This window comes from Rhizobium sp. NPDC090279, from assembly GCF_044769665.1.
Classification (GTDB): Bacteria; Pseudomonadota; Alphaproteobacteria; order Rhizobiales; family Rhizobiaceae; genus Rhizobium.
Window position 1 is genome coordinate 472,153 of record NZ_JBIVYI010000002.1, and the last position, 25,096, is coordinate 497,248.

The following is a 25,096-nucleotide window of genomic DNA, read 5'->3' on the forward strand; positions in this document are numbered from 1 at the left end:
GACGTTGTCTGACAATGACTATGATGCGTTCGCAGCTGCCTATCAGGCCGACAACGAGAACAATGCCTGGAATGCCTATTACGAGCGCCCGGCAATTCTTTCTCTTGCCGGCGATGTGGCTGGACTTCGCGTCCTCGATGCGGGTTGCGGCGGCGGGGCACATGCGGCCGCCCTTGTCGATCGAGGAGCGATCCTGACCGGTGTCGATGCGAGCACGGGCTTGCTCGAAATCGCGCGGCGTCGTCTGGAAGGGCGGGCGCGATTGTTGCTGGCAGATTTGAACGAGCCGCTGCCTTTCGAAGACGGCGCCTTCGATTTGGTCATGGCCTCATTGGTCATGCATTATCTGCACGATTGGTCGCGGCCTCTTTCGGAGTTCAGGCGCGTCTTGTCCGATGGCGGTCGCCTGATTTTTTCCACGCATCACCCGTTCATGGATCATGATCCTGCCGGCGAAGAAAGCTATTTCGAGACCTATAACTTCAGCGAGACGTGGCGGCGCGGCGGCAAGGCCATCACCATGCGGTTTTGGCACCGGCCGCTGCATGCCATGTTCGATGCGCTGAAATCGGCTGGATTTCAGATCGACGTCGTGAGCGAGCCGCAGCCGGACCCTAGGGTCAGCACCCTTTTTCCGGAGGCCTATAAAAGCCTGACGACCAAGCCCCGGTTCCTCTTTTTCTCTGCAACGAGGGGATAGAGATGCGGTCCTCAGGCCGAGCTTCCCATAGATCCGCTCCTGATACCCGATCAATCGGCCGAAGATCATTGCCTATCTTTTCGGCGTTTGACGAAAAATGCGGCGAAGGCCGCAGGTCGAATCCGGATATTGCGGGGGATCGTATAAGGCACAGGAATTGCTTGCATTTATTCCTTGCCGGGCTTCAATGGCCGGGCAAGGGCATGGTGTCGTATGTGGAGAGGCAGATGGTAATGGCGGCGGCAGGCACGAGACCGCAGAGGGCGCGGGGTCGCGGCCATCTGGCGGCCAAGTCGCTTGGCGGTCGCGCGCGTCTGGCCGAGCTTTTCCAGGAAGGAGCGGCCAAGATCAGGCTGCCGGAAACCTTCGATCACTCCATGGAGGCTGTTATCATCAACACCGCCGGCGGCCTGACCGGCGGCGACCGAATGGATTGGAGCGTCGTCGCCGGACTGGGCACGCGCATCGATGTGACGACGCAAGCCTGTGAAAAGATCTACAAGGCTTCGGCCGGCACGGCCGAGGTCGAAACCTCGATCAAGGTCGGTAGCGGCGCGCGGGTCGATTGGCTGCCGCAGGAGACCATCCTGTTCGATCGCGCCTCGCTTTCGCGTGCGTTGAACGTCGAGCTTGATGATACGGCCGAATTCCTTGCCGTTGAGGCGATCCTGCTCGGGCGGAAGGCCATGGGCGAGGCGATGGGGCAGGGGCTGTTCCGCGATCGCTGGCGCATTCGGCGTTGCGGACGGCTCGTTCATGCCGAGGAGCTGCGCCTGGACGGCGATGTGGCTGCGTTGACGGCCAAGGCGGCCGTCTTAAGCGGTCAGGTGGCGTTTGCGACCTTGCTTTATGTCGGGCCGTCGGCCGAGACCTATCTCGGCCGCATACGGCCACTGCTCGAAACGCATATGGGGGGCGCCAGCCACTGGGGCGAGAAGCTCGTCGTGCGGCTTGCCGCTGCCGATGGTTTCGCGCTCAGAAAAATCCTCATCCCGATCATTTCCGTCTTGCGTAATGGAGCGCCCGTGCCGAAAGTCTGGAACCTGTAGTCCGCAGAGCCGGATGATTTTAGGCCTGTTTGAACTAAAATCATCCGGCTTCAAAATCAAAGAACTGGAGCATGGTGTCCTCCGAATTCCCCTGACACGTTTCGGCATCATGCTCTGGAAACCGCAATCAAATAGGTAGGCGATGAACCTCACTCCGAGAGAAAAAGACAAGCTGCTGATTTCGATGGCGGCGATGGTGGCGCGGCGGCGGCTGGAGCGGGGCGTCAAGCTCAACCATCCCGAAGCCATCGCTTTGATCACGGACTTCGTGGTCGAAGGCGCGCGGGACGGGCGTCCGGTCGCCGAGTTGATGGAGGCTGGCGCTCATGTCATCACGCGCGATCAGGTGATGGAAGGGATCGCCGAGATGATCCATGATATTCAGGTCGAGGCGACGTTTCCCGATGGAACCAAGCTCGTCACTGTCCACGAGCCGATAAGATGAGGCTGTCATGCTGGAACTGAGACCCAATTGCGAGTGCTGTGACAAGGATCTGTCGGCGGATAGCAACGAGGCGATGATCTGTACCTTCGAGTGCACCTTCTGCACCGCTTGCGTCGATACTGTCTTGGGCGGCGTCTGTCCGAATTGCGGCGGCGGCTTCGTCCCGCGTCCGATCCGTCCAGCGGCGTTGCTTGCCAAATACCCCGCTTCAACCACGCGTGTTCTGAAAGCAGAGGGATGTGCGCCCGTCCGGGCCGCATGAGGAGACAACCATGATCCCAGGTGAAGTCATCGCCGCAGGCGGCGATATCGAACTCAATGCCGGAGCGCCGACCGTGACATTGGAGGTTTCCAATACCGGCGACCGTCCGGTGCAGGTCGGCAGCCACTATCATTTCGCCGAAACCAACGCAGGGCTTTCCTTCGACCGCGACCAGGCAAGGGGAATGCGGCTCGATATTCCCGCCGGAACCGCGGTGCGTTTCGAGCCGGGTCAGACGCGCTCGGTGACGCTGATCCCGCTATCCGGCAAGCGCGAAGTCTATGGCTTCCGCCAGCAGGTCATGGGCAAGCTTTAGGTTTGGGGGGAATTCAATGTCGATGAAATTGCTTGCGTCTGCTGCGGCTCTTGCCGCAGCCCTGATCTGTGGTCCTGCCTTTGCGCAGAACAATCCGGATGAGCCGAAGATCGATTGCGCCAAGGCGGAGACGCAGACCGACCTGAATATTTGCGCCGCGCTCGATTTCGACACGTCCGACAAGGCGCTGAATGCACAATACAAGAAGACGCGAGCCGCGATGATCGCCATCGACGCGGATCTCGACAACGACATGAAGGGCGCCGAAAAGGCGCTCGTCAAGGCGCAGCGCGCCTGGGTAGATTATCGCGATGGCGAGTGCGAGGCGCAGGGGTTCCAGGCGCGCGGCGGCTCCATGGAGCCTATGCTCGTTTCCGGCTGCAAGGCGGATCTGACGAAGACGCGGACCAAGGAACTGAAGGATCTCGCCGATGGACCGGAGGGCAATCAGTGAGTTCCAGGCGCACGGTGATGATCATTGGCAATGGTGAGATCGCAGCAGGCGCTGCGGCTGTCATCGATGCCGCCGATCTCGTAATCCGCTTCAACGATTGCCGCTCGATGGGCGCCGGCGGCAGCCGGACCGATGTCGTTGCGGTGTGCAACACAGGCCGGCCGGCGCGCGCCATGCTCGGCTCGGCCGAGTGGCGCAAGAGCCCCGCCGTTGCCTCGGCGTCTGAAATCTGGAGCGTGCGCGATCCAAGAAAATTCGATACGCTGCGCGCGCCCCTGGCGATCTCGCATCCGCAACTCGACGACTTCTGCGACGATTATACCGACCAGTTCACCGCCTTCTGCCAGGCCACAGGCAAGCGGCATGTCGTGATCGATCAATCCGTTCACGAGGGCGTCGATGCGGCGCTCGCGGAGCATGATCCCGGCGCTTACGTGGTGCCGAGCAGCGGCATGATCGTGATTGCCGAGGCGATGGCACGCCATCCCGGCGACGATATCGCTATTACCGGCTTCAGCCATACTGGCTGGGAAGAGCATCCCTTTGCCGCCGAGAAGCGGCTGGTGGACGCCTACATATCCCTCGGCCGCCTGCGGCGCCTTGCCGACACGAACCTCATCTCTGCCTCCCAAGGAGACTGATCCATGCCCTACAGGATTTCCCGTGCCGCCTATGCCAACATGTTCGGACCGACGGTTGGCGACAAGGTTCGCTTGGCCGACACCGAATTGTTCATCGAGGTCGAGAAGGATTTCACCACCTATGGCGAGGAAGTGAAGTTCGGCGGCGGCAAGGTCATTCGCGACGGCATGGGGCAGAGCCAGGTGACGCGAGCGAACGGCGCGGTCGACACCGTTATCACCAATGCTTTGATCCTCGACCATTGGGGGATCGTCAAGGCGGATATCGGCCTGAAAGATGGTCGCATCGTCGCTATCGGCAAGGCCGGCAATCCTGATACGCAGCCCGGTGTCAACATCATTGTCGGACCGGGGACGGAGGCGATCGCGGGCGAGGGCAAGATCGTCACTGCCGGCGGCATGGACAGCCATATCCATTTCATCTGCCCGCAGCAGATCGAGGAAGCGCTGATGTCCGGCGTCACCACCATGCTCGGCGGCGGCACCGGGCCGGCACATGGCACGCTGGCAACGACCTGCACGCCGGGACCCTGGCATCTGGCGCGGATGATCGAGGCTTTCGATGCATTTCCGATGAATATCGGCCTGTCGGCCAAGGGCAATGCCTCGCTGCCGGCGGCCCTGGAAGAGATGGTGCTCGGCGGTGCCTGCTCATTGAAGCTGCACGAGGATTGGGGCACGACGCCGGCGGCGATCGACTGCTGCCTCAGCGTTGCCGATGAATACGACGTGCAGGTGATGATTCACACGGATACGTTGAATGAAAGCGGTTTCGTCGAAGATACGATCGGCGCCATCAAGGGTCGCACGATCCATGCCTTCCACACGGAAGGGGCGGGTGGCGGCCATGCGCCCGACATCATCAAGATCTGCGGCCAGTCGAACGTTATTCCGTCGTCAACCAACCCGACGCGGCCCTATACGGTTAATACCATCGCCGAGCATCTCGACATGCTGATGGTCTGCCATCACCTGTCGCCGTCTATCCCTGAGGATATTGCCTTTGCCGAAAGCCGCATCCGCAAGGAGACGATCGCAGCCGAGGATATTCTCCACGACATCGGCGCCTTCTCGATCATTTCATCCGACAGCCAGGCCATGGGCCGCGTCGGCGAAGTGGCGATCCGCACCTGGCAGACCGCCGACAAGATGAAGCGTCAGCGCGGCCGCCTGGCACAGGAGGTCGGTGATAACGACAATTTCCGCGCGAAGCGCTACATCGCCAAATATACGATCAACCCGGCGATCGCGCATGGTGTCAGCCACGAGGTCGGCTCGATCGAGGTCGGCAAGCGTGCCGATCTGGTACTCTGGAATCCGGCTTTCTTCGGCGTGAAGCCGGAGATGATCCTGCTCGGCGGGTCCATCGCGGCGGCTCCCATGGGCGATCCGAATGCGTCGATCCCGACGCCGCAGCCCATGCACTACCGCCCGATGTTCGGCGCTTATGGCAAGAATCGCACGAATTCTTCCGTGACCTTCGTTTCCCAGGCGGCGTTCGATGCCGGGCTCGCCGGCAAGCTCGGCGTCGCCAAGACGCTATTGCCCGTCAGGAATACGCGAGGCGGCATTTCCAAGGCGTCGATGATCCACAACAACCTCACGCCGCATATCGAGGTGGACCCCGAGACCTATGAAGTGCGGGCCGATGGCGAGCTTCTCACCTGCGAACCGGCGACGGTGCTTCCGATGGCGCAACGCTACTTCCTCTTCTGAAGGCGTTTCCACGCGTAATCAACAGCATACGGGAAAGCCCCGGCTTTCCGGGGTTTCCTATGCTGCGTGCTGAATACAGTATTGTCGAAGCTGCGATACCCCCCCGAGCCCGGGTCTTGTATTTCCATCGGCAAACCGGCGTGTTCGGGTCGGCGCCGCTGACTGTTCACAACTTGGGAAATGCAGCGCATTTTAATTGTTACATTAAAGAGCTGGAAGCGTCTTCACCCCTATCTCACATGATTGAAATAGTGGGCTGAGGAAGGTGAATCGCATGAAGCAATGGATTTCGCTGCAGGCCGAACTCGGTAATTTTCAGCAGCGACGTGCGATTTTTATTTTCGCGCTCAAGATGAGTTTTGTCGCCGTCATCATGTCGCTCGCGATCATTCTGGCGCTGCTTTTCGTGCTGCAGTGGCTCGATCTTCTGCCATTGCCGATCTTCGAGGCATTGCGCTTCGGCGTGTTGCTCGCATGGATCATCGGCGGCACCGTGTCCGGTGCGTTGGCAGTGCTGGCGGGCTTTTCCATCCACAGGCTGGCTGTCTCGCACGCCGAATTTGAGCGCTTGAGCCGTACCGACATGCTGTCCGGCCTGCTCAATCGTCGCGCCTTCACCGAGGCGCTGAATACGGCTGGTGACGGCGCTTCGCTTGCGATCTTCGACCTCGACCGGTTCAAGACGATCAACGATCGCTTCGGGCACGCATCCGGCGATGCCGTGATCGTCGCGGTGTCGCAGCTATTTTCCGAAGCCTTTACCGGGGAAGACGTAATCGCCCGGCTCGGTGGCGAGGAATTCGGCGTCATCATCCATGGCGGCGATACGGCCGAACGCGTCGCGCGCGTTGAAGCGATCAAGGAGCAGATCGCCGAACATCCGATCGCCATCGATGGCGGTTCGGTAAAAATCACCATTTCCGCCGGGATTGCCGACATCGGCAGCGATCGCAAGACGGAGGCCGTCTATGCCGCCGCCGACAAGGCGCTCTATCTTGCCAAGACGCTCGGCCGCAATCGCGTCATGCACGAGCGCGAGCGGCTGTCGCAGGTCTGGCATCGCTGTGCCACCGAGGAGGAACAGGAAGCGACGACAGATGTCAGGGAGCTGCAGCGATATGTGCAGCGGATGTGAGGCTCCCGCGCGTCATTGATGCTTGCGCGGGAGGCGACTATTTTGCATGGTCTGACAAAGCATTGAACTGGAACAGCCATGCAACGCGTCACCTCCTATCTGCCGGCCGGCACCCCTTCCTCCAATCCGATCGATCGCGTCGTCCTGCCGCATGATCTCAGGCATCTGCGCCGCAAGCTGCTGCATCTCGAAAACGGCGAAATGGTCATGCTCGACCTCAAGGAGCCGGTGCTGTTTGCCAGCGGCGACCTGCTGGTGCGCGAGGATGGCGAGCTGATCGAGATCGTTGCGGCGGACGAGAAGCTTTTCGAGATCCGCCCGCGTGATCGCAGGCATCTGATCGAACTTGCCTGGCATCTCGGCAACCGGCATCTTTCCGCGCAGATCGAGGAGGAGCGCATCCTGATCCTGCGTGATCACGTCATCCGCGCCATGCTCGAAGGGCTGGGCGCTGTCGTGACCGAAGTCAGCGAACCGTTCCAGCCTGCGCGCGGCGCCTATCACTCCCATGGCGGCCATTCGCATGGCCAGGGCCACCACCATGACCACGGGCACGATCATCACGACCACTCGCACGATTGAACCCCGATGACCGGCACCGCAGTTACGGACGATCGCGATCTGCAGGCGCTGCTGCGGCTGATGGCCTGGCTGTCGCCCGCATTTCCGGTGGGATCGTTTGCCTATTCCGGCGGTCTCGAGCGTGCCGTGCACGATGCTCTGGTGCGCGACAGCATCGACCTCGGAGACTGGATCGCATCGCTGATCCAGCATGGCCCGGTTTGGAATGATGCGGTGCTGCTGAGCGAGGCTCACCGGGAAGGCGCAGACATGGCGCGTCTTTCCGCAGTCGCGGAGCTTGCCGAGGCGCTGGCTGGCTCCAAGGAACGTCATAACGAGACCATGCTGCTTGGAGATGCCTTTCTCTCGGCCGCCTCCGCCTGGCCGCACGAGGTCTTTTCCATGCTTCCGGCGAGAATGGCCTATCCGGTTGCGGTCGGAGCGGTCGCAAGTGCCCATGGCATCTCAGCCGAAGAGACGTCTGCGGCCTTCCTGCATGCGCTGGCCTCGCAGATGGTGTCGGCCGGCATCCGCCTCGGCGTCAGCGGACAGAAAGATGGCGTCGCCATCCTCGCGCGGCTGGAGCAGCTCTTTGCCGCTGTTGCGCGACGGGCGGCGCAATCCAGCCTCGACGATCTCGGCTCGGCCAGCGTGCAGGCGGATATTGCAAGCTTGCGCCATGAAACCCAGGGTACGCGGCTCTTCCGGTCATGATGTGCGCCATCGGGGAAATACTGAAATCGAAGCATGGCCTACGTCATTCGCCGCTGTGCGGCGGCCGGGCGCTTCGCTATGCTGTTGCTTTATCGGAGTTGCGAGCATGAAATCGAGAAATGGACCCTTGCGCGTTGGCATCGGCGGCCCCGTCGGCTCGGGCAAGACGGCACTGACGGAGAAGCTGTGCAAGGCGATGCGCGACGACTATTCCGTCGCTGTCGTTACCAACGATATCTATACAACCGAGGATGCGGAAGCGCTGGTGCGGATGCAGGCGCTGACCTCGGATCGCATCGTCGGCGTCGAGACCGGCGGATGCCCGCATACCGCCATTCGCGAGGATGCGACCATCAACCTGCAGGCCATTGCCGGCCTGAACGAGCGGCTGCCCGATCTCGATGTGGTCTTCATCGAATCCGGCGGCGACAATCTGGCAGCGACTTTCTCGCCCGATCTTGCTGATATCACCATCTATGTGATTTCCGTGTGCCAGGGCGAGGAAATCCCGCGCAAGGGCGGGCCGGGCATCACCAAATCCGACCTTCTCGTCATCAACAAGAAGGATCTGGCGCCCTTCGTCGAGGTCGATCTCGACGTCATGTATCGGGATGCAACCCGCATGCGCCAGGCGCGTCCCTTCGTCTTTTCCGACATGAAGCGGGGCGAGGGCGTCAGTAAGATCGTCGATTTTCTAAAGGAACAGGGCGGCCTTTGAGCCGCCCTGTCGATATCAGCCCTATCCGATGAGGCGTCTTATTCTGCCGCAAAGGGCGGCAGTTTCAGGACATTCGTGCCCACGGACCTGCTTCTGCCATCCTTGCTTTCGATCGCCTCAAGCCGTTCTTCCAGGCTGCTGAGCGACTGGCGGTTTTCGTTGACGGCGACGGCGAGACCTTCCTTGGTGATGACTTCGTCATCCGCATCCTTCCTGCCGACGAGCCTGCCGAAGAGATAGCCGAGCAGGCGGGACAGGTCGTCCATGATCAGGAAGAAAGACGGCACGACCACCAGGCTGAGCACTGTCGAGACGATGATGCCGCCGATCACGGCAATCGCCATGGGCGCGCGGAAGGAGCCGCCTTCGCCGACGCCGAGGGCGGACGGCAGCATGCCGGCCGACATGGCGATCGAGGTCATGATGATCGGGCGGGCACGCTTGCGACCGGCTTCGACGACCGCTTCCAGCCGTGGCATGCCCTGATGCATCATCTCGATGGCGAAATCGACGAGAAGGATGGCGTTCTTCGTCACGATGCCCATCAGCATCAAAATGCCGATCATGACAGGCATGGAAAGCGCGTTGCCGGTCATGATCAAGGCCAGCGCGACGCCGCCGATCGCCAGGGGCAGCGACAGCAAAATGGTAAAGGGCTGGATCACATCCTTGAACAACAGGATCAGCACGGTCAGGACCAGCAGGAGGCCGAGCAGCATGGCATTGCCGAAGCTCTGCTCCATTTCTTTCTGAACCTTCGTGTCACCGCTTTCGGCCAGATGCACGGTTGCCGGGATCTTGGCGTTGTTGACGATATCGAGGAAGTGTTCGGATGCCGTATCCAGCGCCACGCCCTGTGGCAGGTCGGCGCCGATGGCGACGACGCGGAAGCGGTTGTTGCGCTTGATGGAAGACAGGCCCTCGGAATAGTCGATGTCGGCCACGCTCGACAGCGGCACGGTGGTGTTGGCGGATGCCTGTCCGGTGGTGCCCATGGACGTCTTGATGCGCAACGCTCGGATCGCCGCCAGATCTTGGCGCATGCCAAGCGACGCCTGAACGCGGATCGGGATCTGGCGATCGTCGAGCGAGATCTTCGCGAGCGAAGCGTCGATGTCGCCGATGGTGGCCACGCGGACCGTGTCGGAAATCATCTGCGGCGTGATGCCGAGGCGCGCCGCCTCATCCTTGCGCGGAAAGATCTGCAATTCGGGCCGCGGCAGAGCGCCGTCGGCGCTGACATTGGCAAGCGTCGGATCGGTGCGCAGCTTCGCTTCGAGGATGCCGACGGCCTGGTTCAGATCCTTTTCGTTGCGCGACAGGAAGTTATAGGTCAAATCGCGGTCGCCACGGTCGTTCAGCTTGGTGATGCGGACATCGGGGATCGAACGCAGCTTGGCAAAAACTTCCTTTTCTATGTCCCACTGCGGGCGCACGCGGCCATGCACGGTGACCTTCGGTAGATAGGGGCCGATGACGGGCAGCGAGCCCAGCATATCGTTCAGCAGCTTCTTCGTCAGCGACTGGTCGAGCTTGCCGAGCGTCAGCGTCACGGTGGCGCGGCGCAGTTCCAGATCGCCTTTCGGCGAAGCGCCGCCGAGAACGAAGACGCTTTCAACACCATCTATGCCCTTCACACGGCGATAGATCTCGTTGGTTGCCTGTTCCGTATCGTCGAGCCGGGCGTTCGGCGGCAGTTCCGCCGACAGCACGATGCGCGAGGAGTCTTCCGGCGGGATGAAACTGCCGGGGACGAACATGATGAGAGCGAAGACCGAAGCGACCGAGAAGGCAAAGGCTGCAAGCAGCGTCGGATAGCGCGTGTACCAATGCCGTGTTGTCCGCCGCACCAGCCAGCTGTAACCGCGCATGAAGCGGCCGTCATTGTCGTGATGATCGTCGACGCCGTCTTCTGCGCGCATCAGGTAGGCGGCCATCATCGGCGTAATGAGACGCGCCACCAGTAGCGAGAAGAATACCGAGAAGGCGACCGTCAGGCCGAACTGGATAAAGTACTGGCCCGGAATGCCCGGCATGAAGGAGACAGGCACGAAGACGGCGATGATGGTGAACGTCGTGGCGATGACGGCCAGTCCGATCTCATCCGCAGCCTCGATTGCCGCGCGGTACGGCGTCTTGCCCATCTTGATATGGCGGGCGATATTCTCGATCTCGACGATGGCGTCGTCGACGAGAATGCCTGTAGCCAGCGTCAGTGCAAGGAAGCTGATGAGGTTCAGCGAGAAGCCGATCTCGCTCATGATCCAGAATGTCGGGATCGCGGAAAGCGGCAAAGCCACCGCCGATATCAGCGTCGCGCGCCAATTTCGCAGGAACAGGAACACCACGATGACGGCCAGTATGGCGCCTTCGATCAGCGTGTGCATCGCGGATTCGTAGTTGCCATAGGTGTAGTAGACGGAATCGTCGATCATCTCGATCGAGACGCTCGGATTCTCCGCGCGCACCTTGTCGAGCGTGTCGGCCACGGTCTTGGCGACAGTCACCTCGCTGGCACCCTTGGCGCGGAATACGCCGAAGGTGACGACAGGCGTGCTGTTGAACCGCGAGAACGACTTGGGCTCCTGATAGGTGTCCTTGATCGCGCCGAGGTCGGAGAGCTTGACGAAGCGGCCATTGGTCAGCGCGATCGTCGTATCGGCAAGCTGGGCGACATTGCGGGCGTCGCCAAGCACGCGGATCGCCTGCTCGCTGCCGGCAACCTGGCCGCGGCCGGAGCCGAGGTCGATATTGGTGCTGCGAAGCTGCTGGCTCACCGAAAGCGCTGTTATGCCGTAGGCGTTGAGCTTGTTCGGATCGAGCTCGATGCGCACTTCGCGATCGGCGCCGCCGTAGCGGTCGACACGGCCGATGCCCGCTTTACCCTGCAGGGCGCGCTTGACCGTGTCGTCCACGAACCAGGACAGCTCTTCGAGCGTCATGTTCGGCGACGAAACGGCAAAGCTCTGGATCGCCTGGCCGGCCACGTCGACCTTGGAGACGATCGGCGCATCGATTGTGGATGGGAGGTTGCCGCGGATACGGTCGATCGCGTCCTTGGTATCCTGAACGGCCTGCTCGGTCGGCACTTCCAGGCGGAAGATGACCACGGTCTGCGATTGGCCATCCGTGACGGTCGACTGGATCTCGTCAATGCCATTGATGCTGGCGACGGCGTCCTCGATTTCCTTCGTCACCTGCATTTCGAGCTCGGCTGGCGAGGCGCCGCTTTGCGTCACGGTGACGTTGACGATAGGTACATCGATGTTCGGGAAGCGGGTGATGGGCAGATTGAAGAACGCGTGCGCGCCCACCACCATCAGCAGGAAGAAGCCGAGGAGCGGGGCGACCGGATTTCGGATGGACCAGGCGGAGAAGTTCATCTTGCCGTTCTCGCTCAGTTGGAGGCTTGCGACGTATCGCGCACCGGCGTGATGTGGTCGCCGTCGCGAACATAGGCGCCCGCCTTGGCGACGACATCGTCGCCCGCATTCAGGCCCTTGACGATCTCGATATAGGCACCGTCCTGAATGCCAGTCTCGACACTGACAAACTTGACGACGTCGTTTTCGACCTTGCGGGCCGATGAGCCGTTTTCCTCGCTGTTGACTGCCGTCAAGGGCAAGGCGATGCCGTCTTCCTGGCGGATGATGATATCGGCGCTGCCATACATGCCGGCGCGCGCCTTCTCACCATCGTCAATGGAGATATGCACCGCGCCGAGGCGGGTGACGGGATCGACAATCGGCGCGACGAGGCGGACGGTTCCGGCAAGCTTTTCGCGGCTGCCGGAAAGGGCGATCAGGGCCTTTTGTCCGGCCGATATCCTGGTGATGTCGCTTTCGGAGACATCGACCACCAGTTCGAGCTGGCTGTCGCGGATGATGGTGAAAAGCGGGTCGCCATTGCCGTTGGCAATGGCGCCGACGCGGGCGTTGCGCGAGGCGACAGTGCCTGCGACCGGGGTCTTGATGCCGGTGCGGGCAAGCTTCAGGTCGGTGTCGGCGATCTGGCTGTCGGTGACCTTCAGATCGGCCTCGGCAACCGCAATCGCCTGCTCGGCGGAGACCACGCGCGCCTTGTTGGCGGCGGCGGAGGCATTCGCCTGTTCGACGGAAGAGGTCGACATCGTGCCCTTGGCGCCCATGGTCACGGCACGGACGCGCTGCAATTCGGCCTCTTCCGCATTGGCGTGCGCCTCGGTGAGCTGTGCGCGCAATTGCGCAAGACTTGCCTCACCCTTGGCCCGCGTCGCCTGCATCTGGCTCTTCTGCAGGACCAATGCGTCGTCGTTCAGCGTGGCGAGCGTGCTGTTCGCCTGCACCCGGTCGCCGACATCTGCGTTGAGCGTGCGGATCGACAGGCCATCCACCTGCGGCTGGATGTAAACTTCCTCGACGGCTTTCACCGTGCCGGTCGCGACGACCTTGTCCGTCAGATGGCGCATCGTCGCTGTAGTGATGACGATGGCGGGCAGATTCTGCTTCGGCGTGGTAACGGCGGGCTGCTCCGCCATGACGGGTGCCGCCAGCAGCGGAAGCAGGATGGCGGTCGTGCTCAGAAATCTAAACGGCGTGAGGGCCATGCGTCAGGTTCCAGTTCGGCATTTGGTCAAAGGGATTTCGCTGTTATCCGTCGCGAACACGGGGATCACTGCATGCGAGCCGGCTTACCCGGCGGATCAATATCCGTCTGTCATGCCTGCAGGTTCCTCATCCTAAAATCGCCCCTGTAGATGGGAGCGGTTTTCAATTCTCGCAAGATCACGAGAAAATGATTTCGCGGGTATCTCTATCGTCCGCAACTTTCCGAAGCAATCACGGCATTGTGATGTCAGCATTCGAATAGTTGATAGCCGAGGGCTTTTCAGGCAATTGCCGCGAGAAAGCCAGCCTTTTGTTGCTGCTGTTACAAAATGAAAAAAACGCGCGGGGTGGAAACCTCGCGCGTTTCAGTGACTGGACGTGGTTCAAGACTATTTCAGAGCGGCGTCCGTGATTTCATGCGTATAGGCGCCGGCTGGCTTCTTGTTGATGATCTTCTGATCGAGCAAGGCTTCGACCGTTCGGTCATACGTCTTCATGTCGAGCTTGCCGTTGCCGATCAGCTTGGCGACTTCGCCTGCCATGCGCTTCTGGTGGTTTTCGTCCTGACCGCCATTGTCCATGACGATTTCGGCGGCTTCATCCGGATGCTCGACGGCATACTTCCAGCCCTTCATCGAAGCGCGGACGAACTTCACCATGTCGGCCTTGAACTTCGCATCCTTCAGCTTGTCTTCCTTGACGTAGAGGCCGTCTTCCAGAAGGTCGTTGCCGAGCTTGGTGTAGTTGAAGACGGTGAGGTCTTCCGCCTTGAAGCCGGCATCGATCGCCTGCCAATACTCGTTGTAGGTCATGACGGAGATGCAATCGGCCTGCTTCTGGACGAGCGGCTGCACGTCGAAGCTCTGCTTCAGAACGTTGACGCCATCCTTGCCGCCGTCGGTCTTCAGGCCGAGCTTGTGCATCCAGGCGAAGAACGGATATTCGTTGCCGTAGAACCAGACGCCGAGGGTGTGGCCCTTGAAGTCCTTCTCCGTCTTGACCGGGCCGTCCTTCGGGCAGATCAGCTCCAGACCGGACTTGTCGAAGGGTTGGGCGATGTTGACCAGCGGCACGCCTTTCTCGCGAGCAACCAACGCACCGCCCATCCAGTCGACGATCACGTCGGCGCCGCCGCCGGCGATCACCTGCTCCGGAGCGATATCCGGGCCGCCCGGCTTGATATCGACGTCGAGGCCTTCTTCCTTGTAGAAGCCCTTGTCCTTGGCGACGAAGTAGCCGCCGAACTGACCCTGAGCCACCCATTTCAGCTGCAGCGTCAACTTGTCGGCGGCCATTGCAGCCTGGGTGGCGGCAAGCGTCATCGCACTTGCCATCAATGCAAACATTATTTTTTTCATGTCTTCACCCTTTTCCCTCTGAAGTTATGCCTTGATCCCTTGAGGAGATCCTGGATTACGTCTGCCCACCACGGATAGACGGATGCCAGAACGTCACCATTCGTTCGATGATGGCGACGATACCGTAGAAGACGGAGCCGGCGATCGCGGCAACCGCGATCTCGGCCCAGACCATGTCGAGGTTCAACCTGCCATTTTCGGTTGAGATGCGAAAGCCCATGCCCGACATGGGAGTTCCGAAGAATTCCGCCACGATGGCACCAATCATGGCCAGGGTCGAGTTGATCTTCAGCGCATTGAAAATAAAGGGAGCGGCGGCTGGCAGGCGCAGCTTGAACAGCGTCTGCCAGTAGCTCGATGCGTAGGTGCGCATCAGGTCGCGTTCCATGTTGCCGGCGGCGGTAAGGCCCGTCACCGTGTTCACCAGCATCGGGAAGAAGGTCATGATGACGACGACGGCAGCTTTCGACTGCCAATCGAAGCCGAACCACATGACCATGATCGGTGCGACGCCGATGATCGGCAAGGCGGAGACGAAATTGCCGATCGGCAGCAGGCCACGGCGCAGGAAGGCGAAGCGGTCGGCGAGGATGGCGACGACGAAGCCGCTGGCGCAGCCGATGAGGTAGCCGATCAGGACCGCGGTCAGGATCGTCTGGCGAACATCGATCCAGAGCGTCGGCAGCGAGTTGGCGATTCGGGTGCCGATGGCGCTCGGCGGCGGCAGCAGAACCAGGGAAACGCCGGCGCCGCGGGTGACGGCCTCCCAGATGATCAATATCCATATGCCGAAGACTGCCGGGATCAGCAGCCGCAGCGAATAGCTGCCGGCGGTCGAGTGCGAGCGCATCGACGACAGTACGGAAACGCAGCGACAGGCCAGCAGCCAGGCGGCGGCGATCAGAATGAAGAAGGATGCCTGCGCCTTGCCCTCATTGCCTGAAATTCCCGCAAGCAGCAGCCATGCGGCTGCGTGTGCGCCAAAGAAGAGGATTGCCGCGCTCAGATCCGCGGAGATGCGCATGAAGGAGAGGGCGGCCGCCGCGGCGACGAGAATGAAGATGACGAAGGTCGTTCCACTGCTGACGGGGGCAGCGGCATCCGCCGCAAGCAGTGGCAAAGCGGGGATCGCCAAGAGACAGAGAAGAATGGCAAGCACGCCCTGCCAGGAGAAATGAAAGGATTTCATGCCGTTCTGCCTCCCATCGAACGGTCGACGATGCGGGCGGCGACGCTGACAATGCCGACGAGGATTGCTGCCAGAACCGAACCGGCGACCAGGGCCGCCCATATGTCGATCGTCTGGCTGTAATAGGAGCCCGCGAGCAGCTTTGCGCCGATGCCGGCGACCGCGCCCGTCGGCAGCTCGCCGACGATCGTGCCGACGAGGCTTGCGGCGATCGCGACCTTCATGGAGGTGAAGAGGAACGGGATCGAGGCCGGCACGCGCAGCTTCCAGAAGGTCTGCCAGCTGCTGGCATTATAGGTGCGCATCAGGTCGAGATGCATGATTTCCGGCGAGCGCAGGCCCTTCGTCATACCAACGGTGACCGGAAAGAACGACAGATAGGTGGAAATCAGCGCCTTGGGGATCAGCCCGTCTATGCCAAGAGCGCTGAAGACGACGATGATCGTCGGCGCGATCGCAAGGATCGGGATCGTCTGCGAGGCGATGATCCAGGGCATGAGGCTGCGGTCGAGCGCGACGAGGTGAACGATGCCGACTGCGAAAAGGACGCCCAATATTGTCCCGAAGGCAAAGCCGACTGCCGTCGGCGCCAGCGTCACCCAGGCATTATAGACAAGGCTGCGGTTGCTTGTGGGAACCCGCAGGAAGGTGTTCTCGAAGACGTTCTGCGCCACCTGATGCGGTGCGGGCAAGGTCGGTTTCGGCTGGGACAGCGTCTTGCCGATGAATTCTACCGTCGTCGGGCTGACATTGCCGCGCCGGTCGATATCGCGCTGGAACGGCGCATTGAGAATGACAGCGAAGACGTACCAGAGCAGGATGATCGCGAGCACGATCGTCGTGACCGGCAGGAGCTTGTGCTTGAAGAACTGCTCCTTCTCCATGCTCATGCCCTTCCTTCTTCCCACCGGCAAATGAAATTGGCGGTCGTGCCGAGGTCGTTCCCTCTCCCCGTGTGCGGGAAGAGGGCTAAGGTGAGGGGCCGCCATGCGACGGAGCTATCCATCATCCTATTCCTCATAGCTGTGACCTGCTCGCAGTCCTTCCCGGACGCGATGGGCGATTTCGAGAAATTCCGGCGTTTCGCGAATGCCCAGCGGCCGCTCGGCCGGAAGCGTCGATTCGATAACGTCGGTGACGCGGCCCGGACGGGGCGACATGACCACGATCTTGGTGGAGAGATAGACCGCTTCCGGAATGGAGTGAGTGACGAAACAGATGGTCTTGTTCGTCTGCTTCCAGAGCTTCAGGAGCTGCTCGTTCAGATGGTCGCGGACGATTTCGTCAAGCGCGCCGAAGGGCTCGTCCATCAGCAGGAGGTCGGCATCGAAGGCCAGTGCGCGGGCGATCGAGGCACGTTGCTGCATGCCGCCGGAGAGCTGCCAGGGGAATTTATGTTCGAAGCCATTGAGATTGACGAGCTCAAGGGTCCGGGCGATGCGCTTGGCCTGTTCTTCTCTGCCGTAGCCCATGATCTCGAGCGGCAGGGCGATGTTCTTCTCGATCGTGCGCCAGGGATAGAGGGCTGCGGCCTGGAAGACATAGCCGTAGGCGCGGGCCTTGCGCGCCTCTTCCGGCGACATGCCGTTGACGGTGATATCGCCGGAGCTCTTGCGCTCGAGATCGGCGATGACGCGCAGGAACGTGGTCTTGCCGCAGCCGGAAGGGCCGATGAAAGAGATGAAATCGCCCTTGCGAACATCGAGATCGACATTGCTCAGCGCATGCACCGGTCCGTCATTCGTATTGTAGGTGAGACAGAGATTCCGCGCGGAGACGACGGAGGAAGCGGATGACGTCATTAACACCTACCAGTCCTGTTTTCGCCGCATGGTCGGGGCGGATTGCATGTTATCCTGTTTGGCATTGCCGCAGTCCGGAGAGGCGAGGACGCCTTGGGGCTGCTGGATCGACGGGAGCAATGCCATGAGTGTCTCATCGAAGCCCACCTGCCGTATCGTGCGGCCCGGCGGCACCTATGCCGGAAAACAAGGCTTCAGCTATTTTGAAGGGATCGCCGCCGAGACAGTGGGTTCGACGGGGATCTGCATGCATCTTCTGACGATTCCGCCCGGCGCCCGCGCCAAGGCGCATCTGCATGCCTCGCATGAAACGGCGATCTATGCAATTTCCGGCGAGACGCATTGCTGGTTCGGCGACCGGCTGGAGGAGCACGTTGTCGTGCGTGAGGGCGAGATGTTTTACATTCCGGCCGGCGTTCCGCATCTTCCCGCCAACCTCAGCGACCGGCCGGCGACGGCGGTCATCGCCCGCACCGACCCGAACGAGCAGGAAAGCGTCGTCCTGCTGCCGGATCTGGAGCAGTATGTGCCGCGTTGAGCGGCCGATGAGCCGAGGCGCTGGAGCCAAGCGTCACACCCCGCTGGCGGGGATGCCGCTGCGCTGCACCTTGCGCGGCGCGGTAACCTCTTTCCAGGTCGAAAGCGCCCGGTTGGCGGCAGTGAACGGCTCGCGCTTGACGAACTCGCCGTGACCTTCCCTAGTCTTGACCGTGCCTTCCTCGATGGCGACGACGCCGCGCGTCAGCGTGTAGCGCGGCAGGCCGGTCACTTCCTTGCCTTCGAAGACATTGTAGTCGATCGCCGACTGCTGCGTCTTGGCGGCGATGGTCTTCGAGCGCTTCGGGTCCCAGACGACGATATCGGCATCGGCGCCGACGAGGATCGCGCCCTTCTTCGGATAGACATTGAGGATCTTGGCGATGTTGGTCGAGGTGACGGCGACGAATTCGTTCATCGTCAGGCGGCCGGTGTTGACGCCGTAGGTCCAGAGCATCGGCAGGCGATCTTCCAGGCCGCCGGTGCCGTTCGGGATCTTGGTGAAGTCGTTGAGACCGAAGCGCTTCTGCTCGGTCGTAAACGCGCAGTGGTCGGTCGCAACCACCTGCAGCGAGCCCGAGGCAAGACCGGCCCAGAGGCTGTCCTGATGCTGCTTGTTGCGGAACGGCGGCGACATGACGCGGCGGGCGGCGTGATCCCAATCCGGGTTGGCATATTCGCTTTCGTCGAGCGTCAAGTGCTGGACCAGCGGCTCGCCATAGACGCGCATGCCCTTCTGGCGGGCGCGGCGGATGGCTTCATGCGCCTGCTCGCAGGACGTATGGACGATATAGACCGGCGAGCCCGCCATGTCGGCGATCATGATGGCGCGGTTCGTTGCCTCGCCCTCGACCTCCGCCGGGCGGGAATAGGCATGTGCCTCCGGCCCGTTATTGCCTTCTGCCAGCAGCTTTGCCTGCATCTGCGCGACAACATCGCCGTTTTCGGCGTGGACGAGCGGCAAAGCGCCGAGCTCGGCACAGCGCTGGAAGGATGAGAACATCTCGTCATCATCCACCATCAAGGCGCCCTTGTAGGCCATGAAGTGCTTGAAGGTATTGATGCCCTTGTCGCGGACCACGGCCTCCATCTCGTTGAAGACCTGTTCGCCCCACCAGGTGATCGCCATATGGAAGGAGTAGTCGCAGGTGGCGCGGGTGGATTTGTTGTCCCACATGGTGAGCGCTTCCAGCAGCGACTGGCCGGGCGAGGGGAGCGCGAAATCCACCACCATCGTCGTGCCGCCGGCAAGCGCCGCGCGCGTGCCGCTTTCGAAATCGTCGGAGGAATAGGTGCCCATGAACGGCATTTCGAGATGCGTATGCGGATCGATGCCGCCGGGCATGACGTAACAGCCGGAGGCGTCGAGCACTTCGTTGCCCGAAAGATTCTGCCCGATCTCGACGATCTTCCCGCCTTCGATCTTGACGTCGGCCTTATAGGTCAGGTCCGCCGTGACGATGGTTCCACCCTTGATGACTGTGCTCATGGTGTCTGCTCCAGATGTGTGAAGTTCCGATGTTGGCAATCGTGACGGTCAGACCACGATCTCCGCCGTCTCTACGACTGCGTGGAACAGCACATCCGCGCCTGCGGCCGCCCATTCCTTGGAAATCTCTTCCGCCTCATTGTGCGACAGGCCGCCGACGCATGGGCACATGACCATCGTGGCAGGCGCGACCTTGGCGGCCCAGCAGGCGTCATGGCCGGCGCCGGAGATGAGGTTCATATGGCTGTAGCCGAGCCTTTCGGCGGCGTTGCGCACCGCCGTTACGAGCTTCGGGTCGAAGGTCACCGGCTCGAAATGGCCGATGGCCTCGACCGAGCAGCCGACGCCGATGGCGTTGCAGATCTTCGCTGCCTCGGCTTCGATCTTGGCACGCATGCGATCGAGCTTTTCCTTGTCGGGCGTGCGGATGTCGACGGTGAAGACGACCTTGCCGGGAAGCACGTTGCGCGAGTTCGGCGAGAAGAACACCTGGCCAACGCCGCCGACGGCACCCGGCTGGTTTTCCATCGCCACGCTCTGTACCATCTCGACGATCCGCGACATGGCGAGGCCGGCATTGACGCGCAGGTTCATCGGTGTCGAGCCGGTATGAGCCTCCTTGCCGGTCAGCGTGAATTCCAGCCACCACAAGCCCTGACAGTGGGTGACGACGCCGATGGTCCTGTCCGCGGCTTCGAGGATCGGGCCCTGCTCGATGTGGTATTCGAAATAGGCGTGCATCTTGCGGGCGCCGACCTCTTCGTCGCCGAGCCAGCCGATGCGCTTCAGCTCCTCGCCATAGGTCTTGCCGTCCGGGTCCTTGCGGCCGTAGGCGTATTCGAGCGAATGCACGCCGGCAAAGACACCCGAGGCCAGCATGGCGGGCGCAAAGCGCGCGCCCTCTTCATTGGCCCAGTTGGTGACCACGATCGGATGCTTGGTCTTGATGCCGAGGTCGTTCATGGTCCGGACGACTTCGAGGGCTGCGAGCACGCCGAGCACGCCATCATATTTGCCGCCGGTCGGCTGGGTATCGAGATGCGAGCCGACGTAAATGGGCAACGCATCCGGATCGGTACCGGCGCGGGTCGCGAACATCGTGCCCATCTTGTCGACGCCGACGGTCATGCCGGCCTTGTCGCACCATGTCTTGAAAAGGCTGCGCCCCTCGGCGTCGGCATCTGTCAGCGTTTGACGATTGTTGCCGCCGGCAATGCCGGGGCCGATCTTCGCCATGTCCATCAGCGTATCCCAAAGGCGGTCGCCATTGATACGCATGTTTTCTCCTGGCGCTGCCACCATGATGCAATCCTCACCTGTTTGTCCTGGGGCATGCAAGGCGCATGCCCGATTGTTCCCGTTGGTCTATCCGAAGCGTCTACTTGTTTTTATCGCCTCGGAAAATCGCCAGTTGCCTTTAGGAGACATCTGACAGATAATTTGACCGATTGGTAAACATTACAACTTCCGTGGCGCGGCTCAAGACGAAAAGCACGAAAAATTCCGATAAAATTTCCGGCGGCTGCCTAAATTCAAAGCACTGACAGGGTGAATGAGAGCTTTGCCGAAAGGCTTGGATTTCAAGGAGAAACAGAGCAGACATGGCCATCCCCAGAGCCGCCCGCACCCAGCGCCGCACCCGGATTCAGGAAGAGAAAGAGGAAATCATACTCGAGGCCGCGCTGGACGTGTTTTCCGTCAGCGGCTTTCGTGGCTCGACCATCGATCAGATCGCCGACGTGGCCGGCATGTCGAAGCCCAATCTTCTCTACTATTTCCGAACGAAAGAGGCGATGCATCGGGCGCTGATCGACCGGGTACTGTTTACCTGGCTGGAGCCGCTGCGCGCCTTCGATGCCAATGGCAATCCGGAAAGCGAGATCCGCTCCTATATCCGCCGCAAACTCGAAATGGCCCGGGATTTCCCGCGCGAAAGCAGGCTTTTCGCCAATGAAATGCTGCAGGGGGCGCCGCATGTCGAGGACGAGTTGCGCGGGCCGCTGAAGAGCCTCGTCGATGAGAAGGCCGAGGTCATCCGCGCCTGGGCGCAGGCCGGCAAGATCGCCAAATGCGATCCTTATCATCTGATCTTCTCGATCTGGTCGACCACGCAGCACTATGCGGATTTCGATGTGCAGGTGCGTGCCGTGCTTGGCGACGAGCATTCGGGCGAGGGCCGTTTCGAGGATGCCGCCCGCTATCTGGAGAAGCTTTTCGTCGATGGGCTCGGCATTCGGCGGTCCTAGTTAGGAATTTTTGTTACCATGCTCGGCGCTCGGCTTTTGCACCCATGCCATTGAACATGGGTGCAAAAATTGATTGACGGAGACTGGCCGTCTTACTCCGCCGCCTGCCGTGCCATCGGATTGTTCGGATGGGTCGTCCAGTTGGCATAGTTGGGGTCGACGATCTTGCCGGTGCGCTTGTCGAGGTTGCCAGCCGGCAATTCTTCCATCGTGATGCAGTTCTCGACGGGACAGACGCTGACGCAGAGATTGCAGCCGACGCATTCCTCGTCCATCACCTCGAAATGCCTGGCGCCATCGACCATGTTGGTGATCGCCTGATGCGAGGTATCCTCGCAGGCGATGTAGCAGCGGCCGCATTTGATGCAGGCGTCCTGGTCGATCTTGGCCTTCGCGATGTAGTTGAGGTTGAGGTACTGCCAGTCGGAGACGTTCGGCACGGCGCGGGCGATGATATCATCAAGGCTCCGATGACCCTTTTCGTCCATCCAGTCGGAAAGGCCTGATATCATCTCCTCGACGATCTTGAAGCCGTAGGTCATTGCCGCCGTGCAGACCTGCACGTTGCCGGCGCCGAGCGCCAGGAATTCAGCCGCATCGCGCCAGGTGGTGATGCCGCCGATGCCTGATATCGGCAGGCCGTAGGTTTCCGGATCGCGGGCGATCTCGGCCACCATGTTGAGCGCGATCGGCTTGACCGCCGGGCCGCAATAGCCGCCATGGCTGCCCTTGCCGCCGACCGTCGGGTTCGGTGCGAAACTGTCGAGATCGACGGATACGATCGAGTTGATCGTATTGATCAGCGACACCGCGTCGGTACCGCCGGCCTTGGCGGCGCGGGCGGGCTTGCGGATATCGGTGATGTTCGGCGTCAGCTTGGTGATGACGGGCATGCGCGTGTATTGCTTGCACCAGCGCACGACCATTTCGATATATTCAGGCACCTGTCCGACAGCAGCACCCATGCCGCGCTCGGACATGCCGTGGGGACAGCCGAAATTGAGTTCGATGCCGTCGGCGCCGGTCTCTTCGACCAGCGGCAGGATGGCTTTCCAGGCATCTTCCTCGCACGGCACCATGATCGAGGCGATGAGAGCGCGATCCGGCCAGTTCATCTTCACCTGCTTCATTTCGCGCAGGTTGGTGTAAAGGTCGCGGTCGGTGATCAGCTCGATATTGTTGAGGCCGAGCAGGCGGCGGTCGGCGCCCCAGATCGCGCCATAGCGCGGGCCGTTGACGTTGACGACCGGAGGGCCCTCCTCGCCAAGCGTTTTCCAGACGACACCGCCCCAGCCGGCCTTGAAGGCACGCTCGACATTGTAGGCCTTGTCGGTCGGCGGCGCCGAGGCCAGCCAGAACGGGTTCGGGGATTTGATGCCGACGAAATTATTACGGAGATCAGCCATGTCGATTCTCCTTTCAGGCGACTGCAGCGGCCGACTTGGCGGCAGCGAGCGCATTGTTGATGGATTCGGCAGCGTCGCGACCCTGTGCTACGGCCGAGACTGTCAGGTCATCGCCGCCGAGCACGCAGTCGCCGCCGGCCCATACGCCTTCGATCGAAGTGCGGCCTTCGCCGTCGATGGCGATGCGGCCGGCTTCCATACGCAGCGCGCCGAGGCCCGAGGCCTCGAAAGTCTGGCCGATCGCCTTGAAGATCTGGTCGGCGGCAATGACGCCGACATCGCCGGTGGCGATAAGCTTGCCGTCGCGCAGTTCGGTATATTCGACTTCGATGCCGGCAACCTTGCCGTCCTTGTCGAGGATGCGCTTCGGGGCGAGCCAGTGGCGGATGATGACGCCCTTGGAGGCGGCCAGATCCTGCTCGAATTCTGAGGCGTTCATGTGCTCCTTGCCGCGACGGTAGCAGATCGTCACCTCTTCGGCGCCAAGCAGCTTGGCCTGCACGGCCGCGTCGATCGCGGTCATGCCGCCGCCGAGGACGACGACGCGGCGGCCGATGGCGATATCGGACTTGCTGCCGGCCTGGCGCAGTTCGGCGATGTAGGCGACCGCATCGGCGACGCCGTCGAGTTCCTCGCCTTCGGCGCGCAATGCGTTGACGCCGGCAAGGCCAAGGCCGAGGAAAACGGCGTCATATTGCTGGGAGAGGTCGGAAAGGCTGAAATCGCGGCCGAGTGCCTGGCCGTTCTTCACCTCGATGCCGCCGATCGACAGGACATAGTCGACTTCCTTTTGGGCGAAGTCGTCGACCGTCTTGTAGGTGGCGATACCGTATTCGTTCAGGCCGCCGGCCTTTTCGCGGGCGTCGAAGATGGTGACTTCGTGGCCCTTGACGGCAAGACGGTGCGCGCAGGCAAGACCCGCCGGGCCGGCGCCGATGACGGCGATCTTCTTGCCGGTGGAAGCAGCACGGGCATAGAACTGCTTGTTCTCCGCCATCGCGGCGTCGGTCGCATAGCGCTGCAGCCGGCCGATTTCGACCGGGCGCTCTTCGGCAGTATTGCGCACGCAAGCCTGCTCGCAGAGCTGTTCGGTGGGACAGACGCGGGCGCACATGCCGCCGAGGATGTTTTGATCGAAGATCGTCTTGGCCGAGCCGATGGGATTACCCGTCGAGATCTGGCGGATGAACATCGGAATGTCGATGGAGGTGGGACAGGCCGTCATGCACGGCGCGTCGTAACAGAAATAACAGCGGTCGGATGCGACCAGCGCCTCATGCTTGTTCAGGCGCGGGTGAAGATCGGAAAAGTTTGCATCATATTCGGCGGGCGTAAGCCTGCCCTTATGAATCCCAGTTTCCAGTCGTCCCATTGAAGTTCCCTCTTATAGTAAACGGCTAGTGATAGAACGGTAACTCAGGTTAAAAAATTTATCAAACGGTAAAATTTTGACCCTGAAATCCGTCAGGAGACGTCTTCAGCCACCACGCGGAAGCCTTTTCGAACTGCCGGCATAGCGGTCCAAGCCTATGCTTCGGCTATATATTTCGACGGCGGGTGAAGGAGAGAATTGCTGAGGCCTGACGCTTCGCCATGGGGAGCGGCGTGCGTCAGATCCGATCGGGGTCCTGTCTGCGGCCGCTAGGAAATATGAAAAATAGATGAATTTTTTCACGCCAGCATGGAACCAAGCCTCTGCAGCCTCGTTATGCCAATGTCCTGACGATGATCGCATCTCCTGATGCACGCCCAATACGTCTCAGGACTTCTAC

At 61.2% G+C, this 25,096-nt stretch carries 24 protein-coding genes; 14 read left to right on the plus strand and 10 right to left on the minus strand.

Annotated features, from left to right (window positions below):
- Positions 1 to 4 precede the first annotated feature (4 nt).
- The 12 genes from ACIQWP_RS06380 (at position 5) to ureG (ending at position 8,711) form a co-directional block, all read left to right on the plus strand.
- Positions 5 to 700, plus strand: a complete 696-nt coding sequence (locus ACIQWP_RS06380) for a class I SAM-dependent methyltransferase (RefSeq protein WP_402783763.1) — start codon at positions 5 to 7, stop codon at positions 698 to 700.
- Positions 701 to 927: 227 nt separating this feature from the next.
- Complete coding sequence (locus ACIQWP_RS06385; RefSeq protein WP_402783765.1) at positions 928 to 1,749, plus strand: urease accessory protein UreD; 822 nt, start codon at positions 928 to 930, stop codon at positions 1,747 to 1,749.
- Between the two features lie 142 nt (positions 1,750 to 1,891).
- Positions 1,892 to 2,194, plus strand: coding sequence for an urease subunit gamma (locus ACIQWP_RS06390; protein ID WP_004107086.1), 303 nt, complete (start codon positions 1,892 to 1,894; stop codon positions 2,192 to 2,194).
- Between the two features lie 7 nt (positions 2,195 to 2,201).
- Positions 2,202 to 2,456 (plus strand): DUF1272 domain-containing protein, encoded by a 255-nt coding sequence (locus tag ACIQWP_RS06395; RefSeq protein WP_402783766.1) that lies wholly within the window; start codon positions 2,202 to 2,204, stop codon positions 2,454 to 2,456.
- A 10-nt stretch (positions 2,457 to 2,466) separates the two neighbouring features.
- Complete coding sequence (locus ACIQWP_RS06400; protein ID WP_402783768.1) at positions 2,467 to 2,772, plus strand: urease subunit beta; 306 nt, start codon at positions 2,467 to 2,469, stop codon at positions 2,770 to 2,772.
- Between the two features lie 22 nt (positions 2,773 to 2,794).
- Positions 2,795 to 3,226, plus strand: a complete 432-nt coding sequence (locus ACIQWP_RS06405; protein ID WP_402784363.1) for a lysozyme inhibitor LprI family protein — start codon at positions 2,795 to 2,797, stop codon at positions 3,224 to 3,226.
- 17 nt (positions 3,227 to 3,243) lie between these two features.
- Entirely contained in the window at positions 3,244 to 3,867 is a 624-nt protein-coding gene (locus tag ACIQWP_RS06410; protein ID WP_402784366.1) for a Urease operon accessory protein, read from the plus strand.
- 3 nt (positions 3,868 to 3,870) lie between these two features.
- Positions 3,871 to 5,583, plus strand: coding sequence for an urease subunit alpha (ureC, locus tag ACIQWP_RS06415; protein ID WP_402783770.1), 1,713 nt, complete (start codon positions 3,871 to 3,873; stop codon positions 5,581 to 5,583).
- A 274-nt stretch (positions 5,584 to 5,857) separates the two neighbouring features.
- Positions 5,858 to 6,718, plus strand: a complete 861-nt coding sequence (locus ACIQWP_RS06420) for a GGDEF domain-containing protein (protein ID WP_402783772.1) — start codon at positions 5,858 to 5,860, stop codon at positions 6,716 to 6,718.
- A gap of 78 nt (positions 6,719 to 6,796) precedes the next feature.
- Positions 6,797 to 7,300 (plus strand): urease accessory protein UreE, encoded by a 504-nt coding sequence (gene ureE / locus ACIQWP_RS06425; RefSeq protein WP_402783774.1) that lies wholly within the window; start codon positions 6,797 to 6,799, stop codon positions 7,298 to 7,300.
- A gap of 6 nt (positions 7,301 to 7,306) precedes the next feature.
- The gene (locus tag ACIQWP_RS06430) at positions 7,307 to 7,993 is read left to right on the plus strand and encodes an urease accessory protein UreF (RefSeq protein WP_402783776.1); all 687 of its coding nucleotides are present in this window, start codon (positions 7,307 to 7,309) and stop codon (positions 7,991 to 7,993) included.
- Positions 7,994 to 8,099: 106 nt separating this feature from the next.
- Positions 8,100 to 8,711 carry an urease accessory protein UreG gene (gene ureG / locus ACIQWP_RS06435; RefSeq protein WP_402783778.1) on the plus strand — a complete coding sequence of 204 codons (612 nt, stop codon included), beginning with the start codon at positions 8,100 to 8,102 and terminating at the stop codon, positions 8,709 to 8,711.
- 38 nt (positions 8,712 to 8,749) lie between these two features.
- Here the strand turns inward: ureG and ACIQWP_RS06440 are convergent, their stop codons facing one another.
- From ACIQWP_RS06440 to ACIQWP_RS06465, 6 genes are all read right to left on the minus strand, one after another.
- Positions 8,750 to 12,094 (minus strand): efflux RND transporter permease subunit, encoded by a 3,345-nt coding sequence (locus ACIQWP_RS06440; protein ID WP_402783780.1) that lies wholly within the window; start codon positions 12,092 to 12,094, stop codon positions 8,750 to 8,752.
- Between the two features lie 14 nt (positions 12,095 to 12,108).
- Positions 12,109 to 13,296 carry an efflux RND transporter periplasmic adaptor subunit gene (locus ACIQWP_RS06445; protein WP_402783782.1) on the minus strand — a complete coding sequence of 396 codons (1,188 nt, stop codon included), beginning with the start codon at positions 13,294 to 13,296 and terminating at the stop codon, positions 12,109 to 12,111.
- 390 nt (positions 13,297 to 13,686) lie between these two features.
- The gene (locus ACIQWP_RS06450; protein WP_402783784.1) at positions 13,687 to 14,655 is read right to left on the minus strand and encodes an ABC transporter substrate-binding protein; all 969 of its coding nucleotides are present in this window, start codon (positions 14,653 to 14,655) and stop codon (positions 13,687 to 13,689) included.
- 55 nt (positions 14,656 to 14,710) lie between these two features.
- A complete protein-coding gene (locus tag ACIQWP_RS06455; RefSeq protein WP_402783786.1) occupies positions 14,711 to 15,844 on the minus strand; it encodes an ABC transporter permease in 1,134 nt (377 codons plus the stop codon).
- The gene (locus ACIQWP_RS06460; protein ID WP_402784369.1) at positions 15,841 to 16,728 is read right to left on the minus strand and encodes an ABC transporter permease; all 888 of its coding nucleotides are present in this window, start codon (positions 16,726 to 16,728) and stop codon (positions 15,841 to 15,843) included. Before ACIQWP_RS06460 ends, ACIQWP_RS06455 begins: the two co-directional genes overlap by 4 nt.
- Before the next feature lie 126 nt (positions 16,729 to 16,854).
- A complete protein-coding gene (locus ACIQWP_RS06465; protein WP_402783788.1) occupies positions 16,855 to 17,646 on the minus strand; it encodes an ABC transporter ATP-binding protein in 792 nt (263 codons plus the stop codon).
- Between the two features lie 124 nt (positions 17,647 to 17,770).
- Between ACIQWP_RS06465 and ACIQWP_RS06470 the strand changes: the two genes are divergently transcribed.
- Positions 17,771 to 18,184 carry a cupin domain-containing protein gene (locus ACIQWP_RS06470; protein ID WP_402783790.1) on the plus strand — a complete coding sequence of 138 codons (414 nt, stop codon included), beginning with the start codon at positions 17,771 to 17,773 and terminating at the stop codon, positions 18,182 to 18,184.
- 33 nt (positions 18,185 to 18,217) lie between these two features.
- Here the strand turns inward: ACIQWP_RS06470 and hydA are convergent, their stop codons facing one another.
- Positions 18,218 to 19,672 carry a dihydropyrimidinase gene (gene hydA / locus ACIQWP_RS06475; protein WP_402783791.1) on the minus strand — a complete coding sequence of 485 codons (1,455 nt, stop codon included), beginning with the start codon at positions 19,670 to 19,672 and terminating at the stop codon, positions 18,218 to 18,220.
- A gap of 48 nt (positions 19,673 to 19,720) precedes the next feature.
- A complete protein-coding gene (locus tag ACIQWP_RS06480; protein WP_402783793.1) occupies positions 19,721 to 20,974 on the minus strand; it encodes a Zn-dependent hydrolase in 1,254 nt (417 codons plus the stop codon).
- Positions 20,975 to 21,273: 299 nt separating this feature from the next.
- Between ACIQWP_RS06480 and ACIQWP_RS06485 the strand changes: the two genes are divergently transcribed.
- Positions 21,274 to 21,918: a TetR family transcriptional regulator C-terminal domain-containing protein gene (locus tag ACIQWP_RS06485; RefSeq protein WP_402783794.1), complete on the plus strand. Its 645-nt coding sequence runs from the start codon at positions 21,274 to 21,276 to the stop codon at positions 21,916 to 21,918.
- A 92-nt stretch (positions 21,919 to 22,010) separates the two neighbouring features.
- On the opposite strand, the gene preA is transcribed toward ACIQWP_RS06485, so the two are convergent.
- The gene (gene preA / locus ACIQWP_RS06490; protein ID WP_402783796.1) at positions 22,011 to 23,324 is read right to left on the minus strand and encodes an NAD-dependent dihydropyrimidine dehydrogenase subunit PreA; all 1,314 of its coding nucleotides are present in this window, start codon (positions 23,322 to 23,324) and stop codon (positions 22,011 to 22,013) included.
- A gap of 13 nt (positions 23,325 to 23,337) precedes the next feature.
- The gene (locus ACIQWP_RS06495) at positions 23,338 to 24,696 is read right to left on the minus strand and encodes an NAD(P)-dependent oxidoreductase (RefSeq protein ID WP_402783798.1); all 1,359 of its coding nucleotides are present in this window, start codon (positions 24,694 to 24,696) and stop codon (positions 23,338 to 23,340) included.
- Positions 24,697 to 25,096 lie beyond the last annotated feature (400 nt).